The following is a 15,596-nucleotide window of genomic DNA, read 5'->3' as shown; positions in this document are numbered from 1 at the left end:
TACATGTCCGGGCTTCAGCGCACTTTATCCCACAACCCGAGTTAACGAGTTCTTCGCCGCTGTTATTAACCCGACAGAGATTGCCTGCCGGGCTTATTATCAGGATGATTTACGTACCCGCAGATACCATTCGCATAGCAGACGAACCTGCTTACGCGTATAGCCTTTCTCCATCATGCGATCGACAAAGTCATCGTGTTTCTTCTGTTCATCGGTTGACGTTTTGGTGTTGAAGGAAATCACCGGCAACAGTTCTTCGGTATTGGAGAACATTTTTTTCTCAATCACCGTGCGCAGTTTTTCGTAGCTGGTCCAGTTTGGATTGCGCCCGCTGTTGTGCGCCCGGGCACGCAAAACGAAGTTGACGATTTCGTTACGGAAGTCTTTCGGGTTACTGATCCCGGCGGGCTTCTCGACTTTCTCCAGCTCCGCGTTCAGCGATTCGCGGTCAAACAACTGACCGGTATCCGGATCGCGGTACTCCTGATCCTGAATCCAGAAGTCGGCGTAGGTGACATAGCGATCGAAAATGTTTTGTCCATATTCCGAGTAGGATTCGAGGTAAGCGGTCTGGATCTCTTTACCGATAAACTCGGCATATTTCGGGATCAGATAGCCTTTCAGGAATTCCAGATAGCGCTCTGCCTGCTCCTGGGGGAACTGCTCGCGCTCAATTTGCTGTTCCAGAACGTAGAACAGATGTACCGGGTTAGCGGCGACTTCCGTGTGGTCAAAGTTGAATACCCGCGAGAGAATTTTAAACGCGAAGCGCGTAGACAGGCCGTTCATGCCTTCATCGACGCCGGCATAATCACGATACTCCTGATAGGATTTCGCTTTCGGGTCGGTATCTTTCAGGCTTTCGCCGTCATAAACGCGCATTTTCGAGTAAATGCTTGAGTTTTCCGGCTCTTTCAGGCGCGACAGAATGGAGAAGCGCGCCAGCGTTTCCAGCGTCCCCGGCGCGCAGGGCGCATGGCTCAGCTCGCTGCTATTGAGCAGTTTTTCATAGATGCGGATCTCTTCCGAAATGCGCAGGCAATAAGGAACTTTGACAATATAAACGCGGTCGAGGAAAGCCTCATTGTTTTTGTTGTTACGGAAAGTCACCCACTCTGATTCGTTGGAGTGGGCAAGGATGATGCCGTTAAACGGCAGGGCGGATATCCCTTCGGTACCGTTATAGTTACCCTCCTGAGTCGCGGTCAGCAGGGGGTGCAGCACCTTGATGGGCGCCTTAAACATCTCCACAAACTCCATCAGCCCCTGGTTGGCGCGGCACAGGGCGCCGGAATAGCCGTAAGCATCCGGGTCATTCTGCGCGTAATGCTCCAGTTTACGGATATCCACTTTACCCACCAGCGCGGAGATGTCCTGGTTGTTCTCGTCCCCGGGTTCGGTTTTAGCGATGGCTATCTGCGCCAGAATCGATGGCCACACTTTTACCACGCGGAACTTTGTAATGTCGCCGCCGAACTCATGCAGGCGCTTGGCGGCCCAGGGCGACATAATGGTCCCCAGATAGCGGTTTGGAATGCCGTACTCTTTCTCAAGGATCTGCGCATCTTCGCGCGGGTTAAACAGGCATAACGGATGATCGTTGACCGGACTGCGTTCTCCGTTAGCGCTAAGCACGTAAATCGGAACACACTGCATCAGGGACTTCAGGCGTTCGGCCAGCGATGATTTACCGCCGCCCACAGGCCCCAGCAAATACAGAATCTGTTTCTTCTCTTCTAACCCTTGAGCGGCGTGTTTTAAGTAGGAAACAATCTGCTCAATGGCATCTTCCATACCGTAAAACTCTTCAAACGCCGGATAGCGTGCAACGACCCGGTTTGAAAAGAGACGGGATAGCCTGGGTTCCAGGGCCGTATCGACCATGACCGGCTCACCGATAGCCATCAGCAATCTTTCTGCTGCGTTAGCATAAGCACTGCGATCTTGCCGACAAATGGTAAGAAACTCCTGCAGTGTGAACTCTTCGTCCTTGGCAGCTTCATAGCGCTGGCGATAGTGATCGAATATATTCATGGCATGCCGTCCTTTCGTTTTTAGCACAGGTTGAGAGCCGTTCATATGAATAGTGGGAGCCCCCGGAAGAGGTAAGCCGCACAACGCTCACTGATTCTCCAGCAACCCTTATGCCAGGTTGGCGAAGTCGGTGAATAACGTGCCCCGGATTTACTTCTTCTAAATTAAAGCTTAGATGCATTTGGAAAACTTGCATGGCATGGCGAATCAATTTCAATGACATATCAATAACTCATCCGGAATAACGTCCTGTTGTCGCCCGGGTCAGACTCGGGGCGTCATTGCACTGTCATTGGATTGTCAGCCAGCGGTCATCTGGTGGTGAGAAATTGGTGAGTTCAATGTAATGACAGGTAAAGAATTTGAGACATGTTGTTTACAACGTTAAACTGCGTGCGCAGATAAGTTGACAACAGGAATATGGATCGTGACTAAAATCAAACTTCTGGCATTGGGTGCATTGATGGCAACGTCAGCATCTGCTGTTCACGCCGAGGGAAAGCTCAGTCTGGGAGCGGGTGTGGGGATCGTTGAACGCCCTTATAAACAGTATGATACTGATGTCTACCCGGTGCCGGTTATTAATTATGAGAGTGATAATGTTTGGTTTCGGGGTTTAGGTGGTGGTTACTACCTGTGGAATGATACTAACGATAAGCTTTCGGTGACCGCGTACTGGTCGCCAATGTACTTTAAGCCGGGTGACAGCGACAGTCAGCAAATGCGTCGTCTGGATAAGCGAAAATCCACGATGATGGCCGGGCTTGCCTATATTCACAATACGCAGTACGGTTTCTTGCGTACCTCGTTGGCTGGCGATACGCTGGATAACAGCAACGGCATTGTGTGGGATCTGGCCTGGCTGTATCGCTATAGCAACGGGAATCTGACGCTTACGCCGGGCGTTGGCGTTCAATGGAATAGCGATAACCAGAATGAGTACTACTACGGTGTTTCGCGCCATGAGTCCACTCGTAGCGGTATGCGCAGCTACGATCCTGACAGCAGCTGGAATCCGTATCTGGAGCTGTCGGCAAACTATCGTTTCCTCGGCGACTGGAGCGTATACGGCGTCGCGCGTTATACCCGCCTGTCTGACGAAATCACCGATAGTCCGATGGTGGATAAATCCTGGAGCGGCCTGATTTCTACCGGAATCACTTACTCTTTCTGATTGTGCTTTATAACAGGGCAATTCATGCATCAAAACAGGGCGAAACGCCCTGTTTTGCATTATGGTTGTGCAATGAAATTGCGGGAGGTATGTATGGCAGAAAGGGCAATACGTTTTGGCGAGCATCCGACAGTTCCCGTCATTGGACAGGGAACCTGGTATATGGGGGAAAACCGGGCGCGGCGTGCGCAGGAGGTGGCTGCACTACGCGCGGGCATCGACCTCGGGTTAACGGTTATCGATACCGCCGAAATGTACGCAGATGGTGGCGCGGAAGAGGTGGTTGGAGAGGCGATTCACGGGCAGCGCGATCGCGTGGTGCTGGTGTCAAAGGTTTATCCGTGGAATGCCGGGGGGCGCAAGCTGGTCAGCGCCTGTGAAGCCAGTCTGCGTCGCCTGAATACCGACTACCTTGATCTCTATTTACTGCACTGGCGCGGTGATTATTCTCTGCAGGAAACGGTGGAGGGAATGGAGGCCCTGGTTGCTCAGGGGAAAATTCGCCGTTGGGGCGTGTCGAATCTTGATTACGATGATATGCAGCAGTTGTGGCAGGTGGCTGGCGGTGAGCAGTGCGCGACGAATCAGGTGCTCTACCACCTGGCCTCTCGCGGTATCGAGTATGACCTGCTGCCGTGGTGCCAGCAGCAACGGTTGCCGGTGATGGCGTATTGTCCGCTGGCCCAGGCCGGTCGGCTGCGCAATGGGCTTTTAAATCATACTGTTGTGAAAAGTATTGCGCAGCAGAGAGGGCTGACGGCGGCGCAGGTGCTGCTGGCGTGGGTGATTAGCCATCGGGGCGTGCTGGCGATTCCAAAGGCGGCAAGTATTGAGCATGTAACGGAAAATGCCGCTGCGCTGGAGATCGTGTTGTCCGCTGAGGAACGGGCGAGCCTGGATCGCGCTTATCCGGCGCCAGGAAGAAAAACGCCGCTGGATATTGTGTAAAGACGGTGCCGGACGGGCGTAATGTCGTTCAGTTGAGTCAATCCCAGGGCGGGCTTTGCCCGGAAATCAGAGGGAATTGTGTTTTTTGGGGATTTGGGTCAGAAGCCGTTCCGATCCCCCTGAGTCGTGCGGGGATTGATTATACCCGCCGTGTGAACCGGCCTGCGGACGCACACCTTTGAAGCCAGCGCAAGCGCTGTTCAGAACGGTGACGCGTTTTGAACAGCAACTCGAATTATTCAGAACACAGACAACGGTTATCAGCCCGCAGAGTTCGCCGTATTTAGTATTTCACCACGCGAATAGTTTGCGCCAGCCGCGATGGATTCTCCTCGCTGGCCTTCTGCGGCACGGTCACGCAGCTGGTTTCGACGCAAACGAAGGTCTTGTAACCCTCGTCCGGCATATCGCCCATGCTTTGTGAAAGCGCAGGCCCCGGGTTCCATCCCACCACGTTGCTGTAATGATGATGAATAACGTTGATATTGCGACGTAGCGCATCGTCATGGATCACGCTGCAGGATTCAGCATTCAGATAAATCCGGTCAGTACGGTCAGGATAGGTTTGTACGCCGTCGCTTAATACCCCTTCTTCTGAGTTGTTAACTTTGTCAATGTAACGGTCGCCCAGACCGCTCACTTTCACTGCCGCAATATCGCCGACGTTGAAATAAGAGTGCAGGGCGGAAGTGGTTTCAAATTCGCCGTGCGCTTCCAGCTCAATCTCGCAGCTCTGGCCCAGTTTAAAACGCGCATACAGCGTGAAATCATGGGGCCAGTATTTCCGGGTTTCATCGCTGCTGTGCAGAGCAAACGTCAGCATCACGCCGTGTTCATCTTCATCGTGGCCTTTAAGCGTCCACGGCAGGATACGCGCAAAGCCATGGGACGGCTGCCGGGCAGGGCCAAACCATGGCCAGCAAACAGGAATACCGCCGCGCAGGGCAACGCCATGTTTAAACGGCGTGTTGTCGCTGAGCCACAGCACGTCTTCTTCTCCGGCAGGTTTCCACGAGAGCAGATGAGCCCCCTGATAAGCAACAGATGCCTTGACCTGCGGATGGTCAATAACGATCAGCTCCAGGTCGTCAAGCTGGCGACGAGAGAGAACGGGGGTAAGCTGTTCGATAACCGGGAGAGCAAAAATTTTATTAATCATTACACAATCCTTTTTATCTTAAATCATGCGGGAACTGGACAAAACGCGTAACCGTTTTGCGCAGCGCTTAGCTGGCCCTGAGGGCAAAGTCACAGGTGAATCCTGCGGCGAGTGAAGGGCAAATTTCGTCAGTACCCGATTTGTCCAACCGTGGATTGCCTGCGATCAGGAAGCTGGATGTCCCTGATTACGCCCGATGAGCTTACATTAGTCAGTGATCCGGATGAGTGAACGCAGGCGATATTATACCTGCTACCTGAAGCATGACGGATAGCTCTTCAGATCAAAAAAAAGAGCGACCGAAGTCGCTCTTACAGATTACTTTCTCATCTCAGCTTATTTGGAGATGTGGGCAATCAGATCCAGAACCTTGTTGGAGTAACCGGTTTCGTTATCGTACCAGGAAACCAGCTTAACGAAGTTGTCGTTCAGCGCGATGCCTGCTTTAGCATCGAACACGGAAGTGCAAACTTCACCGTTGAAATCGGTGGAAACAACGTCGTCTTCAGTGTAGCCCAGAACGCCTTTCATCGGGCCTTCGGAGGCAGCTTTGATCGCTTTCTTGATGTCTTCGTAAGAAGCCGCTTTTTCCAGGCGAACGGTCAGGTCAACAACGGATACGTTCGGAGTCGGAACGCGGAACGCCATACCGGTCAGTTTGCCGTTCAGTTCCGGCAGGACTTTACCTACCGCTTTAGCTGCGCCGGTAGAGGACGGGATGATGTTCTGAGCCGCGCCACGGCCGCCACGCCAGTCTTTGTGAGACGGGCCGTCAACGGTTTTCTGAGTTGCGGTGGTCGCGTGAACGGTTGTCATCAGGCCTTCGATGATGCCGAAGTTGTCGTTGATGACTTTTGCCAGCGGCGCCAGGCAGTTGGTGGTGCAGGAGGCGTTGGAAACGATGTCCTGGCCTGCGTATTTGTCGAAGTTAGCACCGCGAACAAACATCGGCGTATTGTCTTTGGACGGGCCAGTCAGAACGACTTTTTTCGCGCCAGCAGTGATGTGCTTACGCGCGGTTTCGTCAGTCAGGAAGATACCGGTTGCTTCAGCAACGACGTCAACACCAACTTCGTCCCACTTCAGGTTAGCCGGATCACGTTCAGCGGTAACACGGATTTTTTTACCGTTAACGATCAGATGACCGTCTTTCACTTCAACGGTACCGTCGAAACGGCCGTGAGTGGAGTCATACTTCAGCATGTAAGCCATGTAGTCAGCGTCTAACAGATCGTTGATTGCAACGATCTCAATGTCAGAACGTTTCTGAGCAGCACGGAAAACAATGCGACCGATACGGCCAAAACCGTTGATACCTACTTTGATAGTCATATATTCCACCAGCTATTTGTTAGTGAATAAAAGGTTGCCTGTAAAATTACAAAAACCTTACGCAGCGTCAAGCGGAATCGTGTCAATCATTGCGACAAATCAATACTAAGCCGGCCTCTGCGCGATTGATTTGCCTCACTTTCCCTTTGAGCTCGATTCCATATGGGGGCAGCGCGCGGAATTTTAAAGGGCGATTAAGATAAAGTTGTGATGTGCGTCACAATTATCTGCCTGCCTTATGGCATTGCCTAAGTTTAGAACAAAAGTCTACATTTCATTGTTAATATTTTGTTAGAATCGGCGTAAAGAAGGTGTTCTTACATAGCGAAAAGCAAGAGCGAGAAGCAAGCCAATGTCGAATAAACCCACCGCGGATGCGCTTAAAAAAAACCTGACCGAGATGCAGTTTTACGTGACGCAGAATCACGGTACTGAACCGCCGTTCACCGGGCGGCTCCTCCACAACAAACGAGATGGCGTCTACCATTGTCTGGTGTGCGATGCCGCGCTGTTTCACTCCCAGAGTAAGTATGATTCGGGCTGTGGCTGGCCGAGCTTTTATGAGCCGGTAAGTGAGGATGCGATCCGCTACCTGAATGATGACTCTCACGGTATGCAACGCACGGAAATTCGCTGCGGAAACTGCGATGCGCATCTTGGTCATGTTTTCCCGGATGGCCCACAGCCCACCGGTGAACGTTTTTGTGTTAATTCCGCTTCCCTGAGCTTCACTAACGATGAAAATGGTGAGCAAATCAAGGGTTGAAAAAACGATTCAGCTAATTATTCCAATCTTAAGGCGCGACAAATGGATATCGAACAAATTATCAGCAGTATGACGCCGGAAGTTTATCAGCGCCTGGCGACGGCGGTGGAACTGGGAAAATGGCCCGATGGGGTGGCGTTAACCCCGGAGCAGAAAGAAAACAGCCTGCAACTGGTGATGTTGTGGCAGGCCCGGCATAACGTTGATGCGCAACATATGACCATTGATACGAACGGGCAGATGGTGATGAAAAGCAAACAGCAATTAAAAGTTGAGTTTGGCATCACGCCGGAGCCTATTGCGCGGTTTAAATCCTGAATCTCGACGGATCCGGTAGTGGCCTGGCTAAAGCGTCATTTGCCCGCGCTGTGTTGTTGTGAAAGTCGTCAGAAGGAAATCCGACCTGACCGCGCAGCGGCAGGTTTTCAGCGCAATGCCGGGCATGGGGGCGAACGAAAAGGGCGCCACTTTCGTCAAAACCACGTTAAAAAAGTGATTCACGCTGGCGAAAAAACCGATGGCTCGCTTAACTGACCCGCACTATGCGGTCGCCAGCCATCGGCGTTTATAAGCAGGGCGATTACTCCCGCGAGACTACCCCGGCTTTTTCCAGCATCGCGTGTAACAGTACGTTTGCGCCAGCCGCAACCTGTTCCGGTGATGAGTACTCCGTCTCATTGTGGCTGATGCCATCTTTGCAGGGAATGAAAATCATACCGGTCGGCGCGAGCATGCTCATATACACGGCATCATGTCCTGCACCGGAGACGATATCCATCGCAGAGTAACCTAATTTTTGCGCAGCCCGCCGTACGGCTTCTTTGCAATCCGGGTGAAAAGGGGCGGCAGGATAGTGTGAGACCTGTTTAAGTTCCACATTCAGTCCGCTCTTCTGGGCGATTTCGGCAATGTACGCTTTTAACGCCGCGTCCATGTTATCAACGTCGGCATCGGTCATGTTGCGAAAATCAATGGAGAATTTCACGCTGCCGGGCACCACGTTGCGGCTGTTTGGATGCACCTGCACCATACCGACGGTTCCCCGTCCATGCGGAGAAAATTGCCCGGCAATATTGATGACTTCCTGCATAATATGGGTGGCGACCTGCAAAGCATCTTTACGCAGCGCCATCGGCGTGGGGCCCGCATGGGACTCCATCCCGGTGACGATGCAGTCATACCAGCGAATACCCAGTACGGCCTGTACCACGCCAATGGCGATATCCTGATCTTCAAGAATAGGGCCTTGTTCAATATGCGCTTCAAAGTAGGCGCCTATCGGGTGGGTGCCGGGGACCACCTCGCCCGCATAGCCAATATTGGACAGTTCATCTTTTACCGATTTACCTTCGGTGTCGGTTGCCGCATAGGCCATCTCCAGCGGAAAGATGCCGGCGAAAACCCCGGACCCCATCATAACCGGCACAAAACGCGATCCTTCTTCGTTGGTCCAGAAGACCATCTCAATCGGCGCTTCCGTTTCAATATTGCGATCGTTAAGGGTACGGATAACTTCCAGCGCCGAGAGTACGCCGAAATTGCCATCGAATTTTCCTCCGGTTGGCTGGGTGTCGATATGGCTACCCGCGACAATCGGCGGCAGGGTGTTGTTCTGGCCAGGTCGGCGCATAAAGACGTTGCCGATTTGATCTATTTCGACCGACAGCCCGGCCGCTTTACCCCAGCCGACGACTAAATCACGCCCCTGGCGATCAAGGTCAGTCAGCGTTAAACGGCAGACCCCGCCTTTGGGCGTGGCGCCAATGTGTGCGAGATCCATTAATGACTGCCACAAACGTTCGCCATCAATCCTCAGGTCACTGATATCAATGCGGTTCGTGTCTGGTGAAATGACTTCACTGTTCATGATTGTTTCCTCAATGTCAGGTGATTAACGGGCGACGGCCTGCGGGGCGTGCTGGCGCTCCCATGCCGCTGCGGCGCTGAAATCCGGGCCGAATGCCGGACGTTTGATATAGCGACCCGCCCCTTCACGGGCGCGCAGTTCGCCATCGGCCCATACCAGATGGCCCTGGCTAATGGTAAAAACAGGGATGCCGGTGACCGTCCGGCCTTCGAAAATATTGAAGTCATTGCGCGAATGATGTGTGCTGGCGGAAAGCGTTTTGCTGCCAGCCGGGTCCCAGAGGACCAGATCGGCATCCGCGCCTTGTGCAACACAGCCTTTGCGCGGGTAGATATTGAAGAGACGGGCGGTATTCGTTGAGGTAATTGCCACGAATTCGCCTGGCGTCAGGCGTCCGCTATTAACCCCGGCATCCCAGATGACGGCCATGCGCTCTTCCACACCGCCGCATCCGTTCGGAATTTTGCCGAAATTATCCCTGCCCGCCGCTTTCTGGCTGGCGCAGAAGGTGCAGTGGTCGGTCGCCGTCGTGTGAAGCTGACCGGATTGCAGGCCGTGCCACAGCGCCGCCTGATGGGATTTTTCGCGAAACGGCGGGCTCATAACGTGGGCGGCGGCGAAGCCAAAGTCCGGATGGCGATAGACGCTATCGTCAATCACCAGATGTCCCGCCAGCACTTCGCCATAGACGCGCTGCCCGTTGGCGCGGGCGCGGGCAATGGCTGCGGCAGATTCGCGACATGAGACGTGTACCACATAAATCGGCACTCCCATAATACTGGCCACCGTGATGGCGCGGTTAGCGGCTTCCCCTTCGACTTCCGGCGGACGAGAGAGCGGGTGAGCTTCCGGGCCAGTGATACCCTGCTTAAGCATCTCTTGTTGCAGGAGGTATACCATCTCGCCATTTTCCGCGTGTACCGTCGGCATGGCGCCTAGTTCGAGGCAACGACGAAAGCTGTTCATCAGCGTTTCATCATCGCACATAATGGCGTTTTTGTAGGCCATAAAGTGCTTGAAACTATTGACGCCTTCCTGTTGTACCAGCGTTCCCATATCCTGGCGCACGCTTTCGTCCCACCAGGTGATGGCGACGTGGAAGCTGTAATCCGTTGCCGCTTTTTCCGCCCAGCCCCGCCACTGCTGATAGGCCTCCATAAGCGGCTGCTGTGGGTTAGGGATGACGAAATCGAGGAGGGTGGTTGTACCGCCCGCCAGCGCGGCCGCAGTGCCGCTGTAGAAGTCATCGACGGTGGTGGTACCCATAAACGGGAAGTTCATGTGGGTATGCGGGTCGATGCCGCCAGGCATCACGTACAATCCGCCAGCGTCGAGGGTTTCGGTGTCAACGGGAATATCCCACTGAGATGCATCGCCGACGGCCGCGATGATGCCATCGACACAGAGCACGTCGGCGCGGCGCTGATGGTCCGCGTTGATGACAGTACCGCCTTTAATCAACAGGTTACGCATTCGTTTTCTCCTGTAGTGCTTTGTTTGATGGGTTATGGTCTTTTCCCCTCAGCCTGACTCGCTCCCCGGCGAGGCGGCGCTTACCAGCGCGGTTCTGTTTTTCACCCTCTCCCTTGAGGGCGCCGGGGCAGGGTGAGGGGGAACCGACCGCGCCGCCGCCCATTACGCCGGGGTGGTCAGCGGGTTATTGGGGTGCGTGGTCCAGTTGGCGTAAACATCGGTCACCACTTTTCCAGTCCGTTTATCTTTTTCGCCAGGCTGCAGGCTGCGCAGTGAAATGCAGTTCTCAACCGGGCAAATTGAGGCGCAAAGGTTGCAGCCGACGCAATCCTCCTCACGCACTTCAAAATGCCGGGTTTCCCCGGTGATGGCGGTAATCGCCTGATGCGACGTGTCCTCACAAACCAGGTGGCAGCGCCCGCACTTGATACACGACGCCTGGTCGATGACCGCTTTATTCACATGATTGAGATTGAGATAGCGCCAGTCAGTGACGCTCGGCAGCGCCATGCCGCGGAAGTCCTCAAGGGTCCGGAACCCTTTTTGATCCATATAGTTTTCCAGGCCGCTTATCATGTCGCGCACGATCTGGAAACCATGCACCATCGCCGCGGTACACACCTGCACCGTCCCGCACCCCAGAGCGATGAATTCCGCCGCATCGCGCCAGGTCGCAATACCGCCAATGCCGGAAATCGGTAAACCGCGGGTTTGCGGATCGCGGCCAATTTCCGAGACCATATTCAGCGCTATGGGCTTCACTGCCGGACCGCAGTAGCCGCCATGCGAGCCCTGATTACCGGTGTGCGGTAACATCAACATCTGCTCAAGATCGACGGCGATGATCGAATTAATGGTGTTGATCAGCGAAACAGCGTCAGCGCCACCCGCCTTCGCGGCCCGGGCCGGATAGCGAATATCGGTGATGTTCGGCGTCAGTTTGACGATCGTCGGCAGGCGGCAATATTGCTTGCACCAGCGGGTGACCATCTCGATATATTCCGGCACCTGGCCCACTGCGGCGCCCATTCCTCGCTCACTCATGCCGTGTGGGCAGCCAAAGTTAAGTTCGATACCGTCTGCGCCCGTGGCTTCAACCTGCGGTAAAATGGTTTTCCACGCTTCCTCTTCGCAGGGCACCATGATCGATACCACGACAGCCCGGTCCGGCCATCGCTGTTTGATACGGGTAATTTCCTCAAGATTGATGGCCAGAGAACGGTCGGTGATCAATTCAATGTTATTCAGACCAATAACGCGGCGGTCGCCGCCAGCAAGAGTGACGTAGCGCGGCCCGCTAACGTTAACCACATGGGGATCTAAGCCGAGCGTTTTCCATACCACGCCGCCCCATCCGGCCTGAAAAGCGCGTTCCACGTTGTACTCTTTATCGGTAGGCGGCGCAGACGCCAGCCAGAATGGATTGGGGCTTTGAATGCCGAGAAAATCACTGTGCAGACTAGCCATGGGCATGCTCCTGAAAAGAGATGGCGTTAGCGGCGTCGTTGATGGCGAGGGCCAGAGAGATAGAGCGGGCAGCGAGTTTGCCCTGGCGCACGGCGTCGACCGTCAGGTCAAGACCGCCGGCACAGCAGTCGCCGCCGGCCCAGACGCCGGCCAGCGAGGTGCGGCCATTCTCATCGGTGGCGATGCGTCCCTGTTTTAACTGCACGGCTTGCCCGACCGGGGAACATTCGAAAGTCTGACCGATGGCTTTAAGCACCATGTCGGCTTCCAGCGTGAAGGTCTCGCCGCTGGTCGCGGTCCCCTGAACATCCTCGCGCGTTACGCTGAACGTCACGCCCGTAAGCTGATGGTTGCGCTGTTCGAACCGCAACGGGGTGGCCCACAGACGCACCGTTACGCCGTTCAGTTGCGCCCACTGCCGCTCTTTTTCCGATGCTTTCATTTGCGCTTCGCCGCGGCGGTAAACAAGGGTAACGTCCTGCGCGCCGAGTTTTTTTGCCTGTACGGCGGCGTCAACGGCGGTCATACCGCCGCCAATGACCACCACTTTACGGCCGACAGGGATTTGCCTCAGATCTGTGCACTGGCGTAAATCGGCGATAAAATCCACCGCTTCAAAAATACCGTCAGGTTCTGTGCCAGTGTTTTCCAGTTGATTCACGCTCGCCAGCCCAAGGCCGAGGAATACCGCGTCATGGCTGGCCTGCAGTTGGGCGAGGCTGATCTCTTTCCCCAGGGTTTTTCCGGCGTGCAGCGTAATTCCGCCCACGGAGAGCAACCAGGCCACTTCCCGCGCGGCGAAACCATCGGTGACTTTATAGCGGGCCAGACCATATTCGTTGAGACCGCCGGCTTTACTGCGGGCATCGAAGAGATCCACGCTGTGACCCGCAACCGCCAGCTGGTGAGCGACGGTCAGCCCCGCCGGACCCGCGCCAACCACGGCAATCCGTTTCCCTGTTTCAGGCCCACGGATGAATAGCGGCTGACCGGGATGTGCAAAGAAATCATCCGTGGCATAGCGCTGGAGCAGTCCGATATTGAGCGGGCGACCGTCTCGCGCGTGACGCACGCAGGCGTGTTCGCATAATGTTTCTGTCGGACAGACGCGGCTACAGATCCCGCCTAACACATTGGCTCGCAGAATGACCTCCGCCGCGCCGCGATTGTTGTTCTGGGCGATACGTTGAATAAAGCTCGGTACATCGATATCGGCCGGGCAGGCCCGGGAGCAGGGGGCATCAAAGCAGTAGTAACAGCGTTCCGCTTCAATCACCGCCTGCGAGGCGGTTAACGGGGGCGCGCAGTCCGCAAACTCACGCGCATACGCGTCGGGCGCCAGCCGGGCGGCCTGGCGTCCGGGGGCATCGATACCTGAACAGTCGCTCATCATGCTTCTCCTGAATGATTAGCAGGGTTATCTCTCCCTGCGTTTAAAATCTTGACCAGATGGTTAAGTTTTCACGTAATAACCATGCTAATTACGTGCCATTTCCAGCAGGTTCGCCGCAGAGCGTGTAAATTAAGGAAGGTAGGGCGTTGTGAATAATGCAGCATGCCTTTTTGTGGTATTTTTTGGTGCAATTTGCACCATATTTGCCGCTGTTTGCTGCATATTGCGGCAGAAGTCGTCAATCATTCCAGGCCGCAGATGCGGCAAACGCAGCGCAATACATGTTCTGTTGTTCGCGACTGCGCTGCCGCACTGCGCGAATCTTCCCCCAGTACGGCGGCAATCTGAATATCAAAATCCGCGTAGGTTTGGGTTATCGCCCAGACGGTAAAAAAGAAATGGGTGGTATCCAGTTGCCGCAGCTTACCCTGTGAAATCCAGCCATCAAGAATGCGCGCCTTCTCCTCCACCAGTCGCCTGAGCTGCGTCTTTAATAGCGGATGAACAGCCTGCGCGCCCTGAAGGATTTCGTTGGCAAACAGGCGGGAGGCTTCAGGGCGAGAAAAACTAAAGCCAATCTTTTTACGGACATACTCTTCCAGCGCCGTTTTGGGATCCGCATGCGCCGAGATCGCTTCCAGCGGCGCCAGCCAGTCGTGCAGAATGCACTCCAGTACGCGCAGATAGAGGTTTTTTTTGTGACCAAAATAGTAATGAAGATTGGCCTTTGGCAGGTCGGCTGCGTCGGCGATCTGTTGCATGGTGGCGCCGCGAAATCCGTAACAGGCAAAGACGCGTTCGGCGGCAGCCATTATGATGGCTTCGTTATCCTGGCGAATACGCCCTTTTTCCAGCGATACCTCAATGCCGCCCAGCAGACTTTCATTCATCATTGGCTCCGGTGAAATCCGCCGTCCCTGGCGGGAGGACTATTTCAGCTTTGCCGCGGCATCCCAGACGATATGGGTCATCGCACTGTCACCCGGGTCTTTTTTAATCACCGGGGTATCGCCGCCGCTATGTAGCAGGACATCAATCGTATGGCGATAAGCCGCCGGATCGAGATAGCCAATTTGCGGCGTGTTGGCATTAGTGATCAGTTTTGCCACGTTTTCCATCTGGCGAGTTTGCACCGCTTCGGTAGACGCGCCGGAAGCATCTTCCGCTACCACGATTTTCGCTGCCTCTTGCGGATGCTTCACCGCATAATCCCAGCCTTTAAACGATGCCTTGAGGAACTTCGCCATTCTGGCGACGAACGCCGGGTCTTTCAGGCTCGGAGCCAGCACGTACAGCCCGTCTTCCAGCGTGGATACGCCCTGATCCTCGTACGGGAAGGTGATCAAATCCGATTCTTTCAGGCCCGCATCGATCAACTGCCAGTATTCGTTATAGTTCATGGTGGAGATACAGGCTGCCTGATCCTGTAACAGTGGGTCAACGTTAAAGCCTTGTTTGAGAATAGTAATATCGGTGCCGGGTTTCAGTCCCAGCTTGTTCATCCAGTTGAAGAAGGGGTACTCGTTGCCGCCGTACCAGACACCCAGGGTTTTGCCTTTGAAATCGGCGGGGGTTTTAATCCCGCTCGATTTTTTACAGGTCAGCATCATGCCGGAACGATTGAAGATCTGGGCAATATTGACCAGCGGAACGCCCGCTTCACGTGAGGCCAGCGCATCAGGCAGCCAGTTAACGATCACATCTGCGGATTTCCCGGCAATCACCTGGACCGGAGAAATATCCGTTCCGCCGGGTTTGATCGTAACATCCAGCCCTTCGTCTTTATAAAACCCTTTTTCCTGCGCCACGTAGTAGCCAGCAAATTGTGCCTGTGGCACCCATTTCAACTGCAGCGTCACTTTCTCTGCTGCGTATGCTGAAAAAGTCAATGCCGCAGACATTGCCGCCAGCAACAACCCCCGGCGAAAAGCGGAACGTTTCATCATGGGATAACTCCTCGGGTTAGTGTGTGCATCATCATGT

General features: G+C 54.5%; 13 protein-coding genes. 4 read left to right on the top strand and 9 right to left on the bottom strand.

The genetic code is table 11. The features are described 5' to 3' along the window. Window positions 1-99: 99 nt before the first annotated feature. Complete coding sequence (yeaG, locus tag FN037_RS09480; RefSeq protein WP_138361260.1) at window positions 100-2,034, bottom strand: protein kinase YeaG; 1,935 nt, start codon at window positions 2,032-2,034, stop codon at window positions 100-102. Between the two features lie 427 nt (window positions 2,035-2,461). Between yeaG and FN037_RS09475 the strand changes: the two genes are divergently transcribed. Next, window positions 2,462-3,208, top strand: coding sequence for a MipA/OmpV family protein (locus tag FN037_RS09475; RefSeq protein ID WP_138361261.1), 747 nt, complete (start codon window positions 2,462-2,464; stop codon window positions 3,206-3,208). Between the two features lie 93 nt (window positions 3,209-3,301). After that, window positions 3,302-4,156, top strand: coding sequence for an aldo/keto reductase (locus tag FN037_RS09470; RefSeq protein WP_138361262.1), 855 nt, complete (start codon window positions 3,302-3,304; stop codon window positions 4,154-4,156). A 283-nt stretch (window positions 4,157-4,439) separates the two neighbouring features. On the opposite strand, the gene FN037_RS09465 is transcribed toward FN037_RS09470, so the two are convergent. Together FN037_RS09465 and gapA are read right to left on the bottom strand one after the other, a co-directional pair. Next, on the bottom strand, window positions 4,440-5,315 hold the full coding sequence (locus FN037_RS09465; RefSeq protein WP_138361263.1) for a D-hexose-6-phosphate mutarotase: 876 nt from the start codon (window positions 5,313-5,315) through the stop codon (window positions 4,440-4,442). A gap of 336 nt (window positions 5,316-5,651) precedes the next feature. Continuing rightward, window positions 5,652-6,647: a glyceraldehyde-3-phosphate dehydrogenase gene (gapA, locus tag FN037_RS09460; protein WP_138361264.1), complete on the bottom strand. Its 996-nt coding sequence runs from the start codon at window positions 6,645-6,647 to the stop codon at window positions 5,652-5,654. Window positions 6,648-6,999: 352 nt separating this feature from the next. On the opposite strand from gapA, the gene msrB reads away from it, so the two are divergent. Both msrB and FN037_RS09450 read left to right on the top strand, forming a co-directional pair. Next, window positions 7,000-7,413: a peptide-methionine (R)-S-oxide reductase MsrB gene (gene msrB / locus FN037_RS09455; RefSeq protein ID WP_138361265.1), complete on the top strand. Its 414-nt coding sequence runs from the start codon at window positions 7,000-7,002 to the stop codon at window positions 7,411-7,413. 42 nt (window positions 7,414-7,455) lie between these two features. Continuing rightward, window positions 7,456-7,731 (top strand): YeaC family protein, encoded by a 276-nt coding sequence (locus tag FN037_RS09450; RefSeq protein ID WP_138361266.1) that lies wholly within the window; start codon window positions 7,456-7,458, stop codon window positions 7,729-7,731. Window positions 7,732-7,993: 262 nt separating this feature from the next. Here the strand turns inward: FN037_RS09450 and FN037_RS09445 are convergent, their stop codons facing one another. The 6 genes from FN037_RS09445 to FN037_RS09420 form a co-directional block, all read right to left on the bottom strand. Next, complete coding sequence (locus FN037_RS09445; protein ID WP_138361267.1) at window positions 7,994-9,280, bottom strand: Zn-dependent hydrolase; 1,287 nt, start codon at window positions 9,278-9,280, stop codon at window positions 7,994-7,996. Window positions 9,281-9,304: 24 nt separating this feature from the next. Continuing rightward, window positions 9,305-10,753, bottom strand: a complete 1,449-nt coding sequence (hydA, locus tag FN037_RS09440; RefSeq protein ID WP_138361268.1) for a dihydropyrimidinase — start codon at window positions 10,751-10,753, stop codon at window positions 9,305-9,307. Window positions 10,754-10,915: 162 nt separating this feature from the next. Further along, on the bottom strand, window positions 10,916-12,220 hold the full coding sequence (gene preA, locus FN037_RS09435; protein WP_142502088.1) for an NAD-dependent dihydropyrimidine dehydrogenase subunit PreA: 1,305 nt from the start codon (window positions 12,218-12,220) through the stop codon (window positions 10,916-10,918). Continuing rightward, window positions 12,213-13,613 carry an NAD(P)-dependent oxidoreductase gene (locus FN037_RS09430; protein ID WP_142502087.1) on the bottom strand — a complete coding sequence of 467 codons (1,401 nt, stop codon included), beginning with the start codon at window positions 13,611-13,613 and terminating at the stop codon, window positions 12,213-12,215. Before FN037_RS09430 ends, preA begins: the two co-directional genes overlap by 8 nt. Before the next feature lie 242 nt (window positions 13,614-13,855). Then, window positions 13,856-14,506, bottom strand: coding sequence for a TetR/AcrR family transcriptional regulator (locus FN037_RS09425; protein ID WP_260607831.1), 651 nt, complete (start codon window positions 14,504-14,506; stop codon window positions 13,856-13,858). 36 nt (window positions 14,507-14,542) lie between these two features. Then, window positions 14,543-15,559, bottom strand: coding sequence for an ABC transporter substrate-binding protein (locus tag FN037_RS09420; protein ID WP_138361271.1), 1,017 nt, complete (start codon window positions 15,557-15,559; stop codon window positions 14,543-14,545). Window positions 15,560-15,596: the final 37 nt, after the last annotated feature.

It is taken from the genome of Klebsiella sp. 2680 (assembly GCF_900198535.1).
Taxonomy (GTDB): domain Bacteria; phylum Pseudomonadota; class Gammaproteobacteria; order Enterobacterales; family Enterobacteriaceae; genus Klebsiella; species Klebsiella indica.
This window is presented reverse-complemented; position numbering and strand designations above follow the sequence as displayed.

Coding starts and splice junctions, on each gene's coding strand:
- yeaG (WP_138361260.1), bottom strand. CDS start 2,034: ATGAATATATTCGATCACTATCGCCAGCGCTATGAAGCTGCCAAGGAC.
- FN037_RS09470 (WP_138361262.1), top strand. CDS start 3,302: ATGGCAGAAAGGGCAATACGTTTTGGCGAGCATCCGACAGTTCCCGTC.
- FN037_RS09465 (WP_138361263.1), bottom strand. CDS start 5,315: ATGATTAATAAAATTTTTGCTCTCCCGGTTATCGAACAGCTTACCCCC.
- gapA (WP_138361264.1), bottom strand. CDS start 6,647: ATGACTATCAAAGTAGGTATCAACGGTTTTGGCCGTATCGGTCGCATT.
- msrB (WP_138361265.1), top strand. CDS start 7,000: ATGTCGAATAAACCCACCGCGGATGCGCTTAAAAAAAACCTGACCGAG.
- FN037_RS09450 (WP_138361266.1), top strand. CDS start 7,456: ATGGATATCGAACAAATTATCAGCAGTATGACGCCGGAAGTTTATCAG.
- FN037_RS09445 (WP_138361267.1), bottom strand. CDS start 9,280: ATGAACAGTGAAGTCATTTCACCAGACACGAACCGCATTGATATCAGT.
- hydA (WP_138361268.1), bottom strand. CDS start 10,753: ATGCGTAACCTGTTGATTAAAGGCGGTACTGTCATCAACGCGGACCAT.
- preA (WP_142502088.1), bottom strand. CDS start 12,220: ATGGCTAGTCTGCACAGTGATTTTCTCGGCATTCAAAGCCCCAATCCA.
- FN037_RS09430 (WP_142502087.1), bottom strand. CDS start 13,613: ATGATGAGCGACTGTTCAGGTATCGATGCCCCCGGACGCCAGGCCGCC.
- FN037_RS09425 (WP_260607831.1), bottom strand. CDS start 14,506: ATGATGAATGAAAGTCTGCTGGGCGGCATTGAGGTATCGCTGGAAAAA.
- FN037_RS09420 (WP_138361271.1), bottom strand. CDS start 15,559: ATGATGAAACGTTCCGCTTTTCGCCGGGGGTTGTTGCTGGCGGCAATG.